Origin of the sequence: Nonomuraea sp. NPDC049784, assembly GCF_040659615.1 — a bacterium.
Lineage (GTDB): Bacteria > Actinomycetota > Actinomycetes > Streptosporangiales > Streptosporangiaceae > Nonomuraea.
This window is the reverse complement of the sequence record NZ_JBFAMX010000641.1, coordinates 1-5,743: the sequence shown is the minus strand read 5'-3', so window position 1 is coordinate 5,743 and position 5,743 is coordinate 1. Positions and strand designations below refer to the sequence as shown.

At 68.3% G+C, this 5,743-nt stretch carries 5 protein-coding genes and 2 pseudogenes; 5 read left to right on the top strand and 2 right to left on the bottom strand.

Features of this window, described 5'->3' with window-relative positions:
• A pseudogene (locus AB0J09_RS54425) lies at window positions 1–499 on the bottom strand (hypothetical protein); the annotation flags it as partial.
• A 399-nt stretch (window positions 500–898) separates the two neighbouring features.
• On the opposite strand from AB0J09_RS54425, the gene AB0J09_RS54420 reads away from it, so the two are divergent.
• Window positions 899–2,008, top strand: coding sequence for an IS630 family transposase (locus tag AB0J09_RS54420; protein WP_360710125.1), 1,110 nt, complete (start codon window positions 899–901; stop codon window positions 2,006–2,008).
• Between the two features lie 1,493 nt (window positions 2,009–3,501).
• Here AB0J09_RS54420 and AB0J09_RS54415 read toward each other — a convergent pair.
• Window positions 3,502–4,002, bottom strand: a pseudogene (locus AB0J09_RS54415) (DUF4158 domain-containing protein); the annotation flags it as partial.
• Between the two features lie 576 nt (window positions 4,003–4,578).
• On the opposite strand from AB0J09_RS54415, the gene AB0J09_RS54410 reads away from it, so the two are divergent.
• The 4 genes from AB0J09_RS54410 to AB0J09_RS54395 form a co-directional block, all read left to right on the top strand.
• Complete coding sequence (locus tag AB0J09_RS54410; RefSeq protein ID WP_360710123.1) at window positions 4,579–4,806, top strand: hypothetical protein; 228 nt, start codon at window positions 4,579–4,581, stop codon at window positions 4,804–4,806.
• Window positions 4,806–5,153 carry a metalloregulator ArsR/SmtB family transcription factor gene (locus AB0J09_RS54405; protein WP_360710122.1) on the top strand — a complete coding sequence of 116 codons (348 nt, stop codon included), beginning with the start codon at window positions 4,806–4,808 and terminating at the stop codon, window positions 5,151–5,153. The genes AB0J09_RS54410 and AB0J09_RS54405 overlap by 1 nt, the downstream gene beginning before the upstream one ends.
• The gene (locus AB0J09_RS54400) at window positions 5,150–5,305 is read left to right on the top strand and encodes a hypothetical protein (protein WP_360710120.1); all 156 of its coding nucleotides are present in this window, start codon (window positions 5,150–5,152) and stop codon (window positions 5,303–5,305) included. Before AB0J09_RS54405 ends, AB0J09_RS54400 begins: the two co-directional genes overlap by 4 nt.
• Window positions 5,306–5,355: 50 nt before the next feature.
• Window positions 5,356–5,743, top strand: a 388-nt coding sequence (locus tag AB0J09_RS54395) for a hypothetical protein (protein WP_360710118.1), incomplete at its 3' end; no start/stop codon positions are given.

The window sequence follows — 5,743 nt, the reverse complement described above, 5'->3', positions numbered from 1 at the left end:
CGGCGGACCAGACGGCGGGGGCGCCGATCTGCGCCGTCGTCTCGGTCAGGTCCGCCCGCGCCTTGCCGTCGAGCCACACCTTGTCGACGCCGGCGGTGAAGGGGGCCTCCGCAGCGTGTCCGGCCCCGCCGGTGAGGGCCGACCAGAAGGCGCCGGCCTTCGACCGGCGGGTACGGACCGCCGCACCGTGGACGGCGGGAAGCCTCATCGTGGTCTCGGTGCCCGGCAGCCCGGCGCCGGTCGTGGGGGCGGCCGTGGCCTTGGCCTGGGTGAGGATCAGCGGGAGTTCGGAGGCGTGCCCGTCGTCGTAGCCTTCGGATATCAACTGGGTCACATCGAAGAGCTGCTTGTCGAGCCGGCCGGCCGCGACGTAGGCGAGGGCCTCCTCGGGGTACACGTAGGTGTCCCGGCCCTCGGTGGTGACGCGCACCGAGCCCGTCGCGCCGGGCGCTCGCGTGACTTTCACCTCGGGAGCCGCTCCGGCGGTCCCGGGAGTCACCGTCACCTTGTCACCGGTGATCAAGGTGACCGTCGCCGGTGCGCTCCGCGCGCTGACGGCCCCGGAGGTCGGCGGCGTCGCGGACGTTCGGGCAGGCCCAGCCGCGGCGTGGGCCGCTCCGGGGGTCAGCAGAGCCGCGGCAAGGGCGACGCCGACACAGGTCGCAGATCTTCGGGGGAACCGCACAGTACCTCCCTGAGCGCGCGCTGATCGGACCAAGATGATCAGCATCGGCGTGGAGTGTACATAGCCGTAAATGTCTTTTTGTTTCCTGCTAATTTCCTCCGAGGTAAACTCACTCCGCCAGGACTGCCATTCGGGATCACCGCGCCCCGCCGTGGTCGGCGTGGCCACCGCTGCTAGTGTCCTGAGTCAGTAATTCGTCTATGGTTCTTGGCTATGGGACGTCCGGGACCGAAGGTCGAGCCGCTGCATCTGACCGATGGTGAGCGGGCTGAGCTTGAGCGGTGGGTACGGCGACGCAAGGGCGCCCAGGACATGGCGTTACGGGCCCGGCTGATCCTGGCGTGTGATGCGATCGGCGAGGACGACTTGCCCGTGTCCACCAAGGTGGTGGCGGAGGAGGTCGGGGTATCGCGCGAGACGGTCTCGAAGTGGCGTCGGCGCTTCCTGGCTGACCGGCTGGCGGGCTTGGCCGACGAGCCGCGTCCGGGCCGGCCCCGGACGGTGAGCGATGAGCAGGTGGCGGAGCTGATCGCGCGCACCTTGGAGACCAAGCCCGCCAACGCCACGCACTGGTCGACGCGGTCCATGGCCAAACAGGTGGGCCTGTCGCAGTCGACGGTGTCACGCGTCTGGCGAGCCTTTGGCCTGCAGCCGCATCGCTCGGAGACGTTCAAGCTGTCAGCCGATCCGTTTTTCGTGGAGAAGGTGCATGACGTGGTCGGTCTGTATCTGGATCCGCCGGAGCGGGCGCTGGTCTTATGCGTCGATGAGAAGTCGCAGATCCAGGCGCTGGATCGCTCGCAGCCAGTGCTGCCGATGATGCCCGGTGTGCCCGAGCGGGCCACCCATGACTATGTCCGGGCCGGCACCACCACGTTGTTCGCGGCTCTGGACGTGATCTCGGGCAAGGTGATCGGCGCTCTGCATCGCAGACATCGCGCGGTGGAGTTCAAGAAATTCCTGATCAAGGTGGACAAGGAGGTCCCGGCCGAGCTTGATGTCCATTTGATCTGCGACAACTACGCCACGCACAAGACGCCCGCGATCAAACGCTGGTTGCTGGCGCACCCGCGCTTCCACCTGCACTTCACCCCGACCGGCTCATCCTGGCTGAACCTGGTGGAACGCTGGTTCGCCGAATTGACGACCAAGCAGCTACGACGCGGCGTCCACAAGACGGTCCAAGCGCTGGAGAAGGACATCCGCGCCTGGATCGCGTCCTGGAATGACGACCCCAAGCCTTTCGTCTGGACCAAGACCGCCGAAGAGATCCTCGACGCCCTCGCCTCATATTGTCGGCGAATTACTGACTCAGGACACTAGGAGTGTCCTGAAGATCTTGGTGGGTGGCAGTGAGAATCCACGTGTTGCTGAGGTAGCCGAGTCCCAGGTTGACCAGGCGGCGGAGGTTGAGAGCGGCGGCGCGGTGGTGGAGCCAGTGGTCGTTGGCTTGGGCGCCGCGGTACCGAGGTGAAGGCCGCCTCGAACGCCGGGACGCGGCCCATCACCTCCAGCAGCAGTTCGGGCAGGTCTACCCGGGGCAGCATGGCGGCCACTCGCTTGCGCAGGTCCACCAGCGACGGCGGCTCGGGCATGGCCTTCAGCCTGGCCACGTGCAGCCGCCCCTCCTCATCGACGGTGACGTCGACGCCGTCGGTGCCGAGCCGGGCGGCCACATCCCGCAACGCCAAGTGCAGCACCAGCGCGTGCTCGGCCAGCAGCGTCTCCGGATGCTCCGGCAGCTGCAGGTCCGTCAGCGCCGGCCCCTTGGCCGCCGCCCAGTCCGCGCCGTCCAGCAGTTGGCCGCGCGGGTCTCGCCAGCGGGCCGAGGCCTCAGCGTAGACGTCGCGCCGCTTGAGGTGGCGGTGGAACTGGGTCAGCACGCACATGGTGTAGGCGTTCTTGTCCACCGTGCTGCCGTGCGATCCGGCCCGGAACACCAGGCGCTTCCATGACCCGCTCACCAGCACAACGTCGATGTCGTCCTCGGTCACCTTCTTCTTGCGGCCATCCAGCAGGCGCGGCAGCGTCTTCATCGCCGCCAGCACCCGCTGCGCTTCGGCGTTCGCGCCGAACTCGATCACCGTGGTCAGCGTCTTGAGGAACCCCGATACGGTGGCGATCCGCTCGGCCAGCAGGGCGCGCATGTGCCCGTCGGCGTCGGCGTCCGGCGGCGGCACCATGCCGGTCACCGCAGCCACCGCCTCCTTCAGTTCCCGGCGCGGGACGATCGCGTCGATGGCCTCCCACACCTGTTCCAGCCGCAGTTCCTCGCCGTACTCGGTGACCTCCAGCAGTGTCTCCACCGCGACGGCGAGCGTGGCCGAATGCCGGGCGAGCTTGGGGTGCTGGCGGGCGCGCTCCTTGTCGGTGGCGGTCTCGGCCTTGCCGATCAGCTCGGTGGTCATCAGCAGATCGAGCAGGTCCAGGCAGTCGTCGACCGACTTGCCCTCCAGGTAGATGACCGTGGCCAGCAACGTGGCCAGCTGACGCGAGGGGCCGTGCCGGCGCAGCGTGGTCGCCGTGGCGGTCATCCCGTACCGGGCCAGATCCACCATCCGCCGGTGCGGCACTCCCGGCGGCAGCTCCATCGCGCCCAGGCCGACGCTGAGAATCTCGCCGGCGCGCTCCAGCGCCTTTTCCATGTTCCGGCCTGAGGGCACCGACGGGCCCTTGCGCCAGCGCTCCAGATCCGACGATCGCGCCCCCTCCGGCACCTCCAGCAGCCGGGCCAAGATCGCCCGCTGCCGCGGCGACAAGATCCCGTACAGCGTGTCATGCAGCCGCTCGGTCACCTCATCACGCACCCGCGCGATCAGCCGGGTCAGCGTGGTCACCCCCGGCAGCAACACCTTGTTGGTGCGCGGCCAGCTCACCCCGTCGACGAAGATGCTCTTCTTGCCGTCCCCGGTGTTCCACGCCCGCGCATCCACCCACGCGGTGAACTCCGCCTCCACCGCCGAGAACTCCCGCAGCCCGTACGCCTTCTTGATCTCGTCCTGATGGTCGAACTGCGTCTGGCGCCGCTCGTTGTACTGCTTGATCTGCGAAACGTCCGCCACGCCGAGCTGATCGGCCAGGTAGTCGATCACCTCGGCCGGGACCTCCAGCGGGTCCGGCAGGAACCGGCCCACGAACCGGGCCGTGGTCAGTTGCAGGGCGAACCCGAGCCGGTGCTGATCGCCACGGCGGCGCCCGATCAGCTTCCGGTCCGCGTCGTCGAGGAAGAACATCTTCTCCAGCTCGGCCCGCGTCGGTGCCTCTATGTAGCGGCCGTAGGCGGCCGCTACATCATCGCTCAAGAACTCAACCGGCATGGGCCCAGAAAGTAGAACTCATCCACCAACGCGGACCAGGCGCAAGATCAAATCGTGATCCGCAAACAGCTCAGGCGAGCCCCTGAACTGCATGATTCCGCAGGTCAAGCGCGCCGGAACGGTCATCCACACTTACCCGAGTCCTGAGGGCCGTCTAACGCGACTTTTCGTTCGTATGCTGCTCAACCCCCGTAGCCCACAAATCGGCGAACCATGTGAAGGCGACTTGCCGCGCCATCGCTGCTGTTACTGGCAGGGATGGCCGGGGTCGAGGAAAGTGTCAGCGTTCGTGCCACCGTCGGGCTGACTGGAGCGCGTGGGCCTGGCCGAGGGTGGGGTGTTGCTCCAGATAGCCCAGCAGGCCTGCGCGGTCGAGGGTGCGCCGCAGTGGGAGAGGCCGGCCAGGACGATGCGTCCCTTGGTCGGTGTCGGGCCAGGTGATGTGGCCACCGATCGTCAGCACCGTGCAGGAGGGACGTACGCCCACCCTCATGCGCTATCGTAATTGCGAAGAATCGTAATTGCTCAATTGATACCTGACGTGAGTGTGTCGGCGCCGATGGAAGCAGGGGTGACGTGAGCACGGCATTTGCCGCGGCCGTACGGGAGCGGGCGCAGGTGGCCTGGCAGGCTTTGCGGGCTGCCCGCCGGGACGGGGATGCCCATGCGGTCTTGGTGGCCGAGGGCGAATGGGAGGACGTGCGGCGGCTTGCCGCTGCTCACGCGGTGAGCATCGAGGGGACTATCGAGGCGGCGGTGCCTGAGGCCGGCGGCGCGGGTCCGGCGGGGGAGGATGTGGCGTGATGTCGGTGCCGCTGTATGAGGCGAAGGCCGAGCTGTTCCGCCTGCTGGGCCATCCGGTGCGGATCCGGGTGCTGGAGCTGCTGCAGGATGGGCCGATGTCGGTGCGGGAGCTGTTGGCCGCGATCGAGGTGGAGCCGACCGGGCTGTCACAGCATCTGGCGGTGCTGCGCCGCTCGAGCATGGTGACCGCGCAGCGCGAAGGTGCCACCGTGGTGTACGCGCTGGCTGGTGGCCGGGTGGCCGGCCTGCTGCGGGCCGCGCGCGAGCTGCTGAGCGAGAAGCTGGCGGGACAAAGCGAGCTGCTTAGCGAGCTGCTGCAGGATGAGCCCGGGAGCCGCATCGCGTGAACACGTTCGTCTCGGCGGGCTGGGCCCGCCTGCGCGCACCGCTGCTCGGCCGCGCCGACCTGGCAGCCATCGGCCACCGCCCGCACCGGGATCTGCCGGCCGGGCTGATGGTCTGGCTGCGGCAGCCACCGAATCACCCCCGACCCGGGTGATCTTCTGCTGATCGTCTGGGTCTTGGCTGGTGAGCGGTGGAGAGGCAACGATGGGGTTGTGGCGGAAGATCGTGCAGGCGGGCCGGGTGGCCGAGCCCGCGCCCGTCCGCGAAGAGGGTGAGCCGTCGGCGAAGGCGGCGGAGCTTGGCGGATCGGTGCAGATCAGGCATGTGGACGCGGGGTCGTGCAACGGGTGCGAGGTGGAGATCGCCTCGGCGTTCGGCCCGGTGTATGACGCCGAGAGGTACGGCGCGCGGCTGGTGGCTTCGCCGCGGCATGCGGACGCCCTGCTGGTGACTGGGCCGGTGACCCGCAACATGGAGGCGGCGCTGCGCCGTACCCATGACGCGGTTCCCGAGCCCCGGCTGAGACGGGTCTGGCCAGGATGCGTGATGAGACGGATGTCGCGTTCGCGGTCGAGAACATGTTCCCGCTCAG

Excerpts from the sequence above, each read along its gene's own strand:
- AB0J09_RS54405 (WP_360710122.1), top strand. The coding sequence starts at position 4,806 with ATGTCGGTGCCGCTGTATGAGGCGAAGGCCGAGCTGTTCCGCCTGCTG.
- AB0J09_RS54420 (WP_360710125.1), top strand. The coding sequence starts at position 899 with ATGGGACGTCCGGGACCGAAGGTCGAGCCGCTGCATCTGACCGATGGT.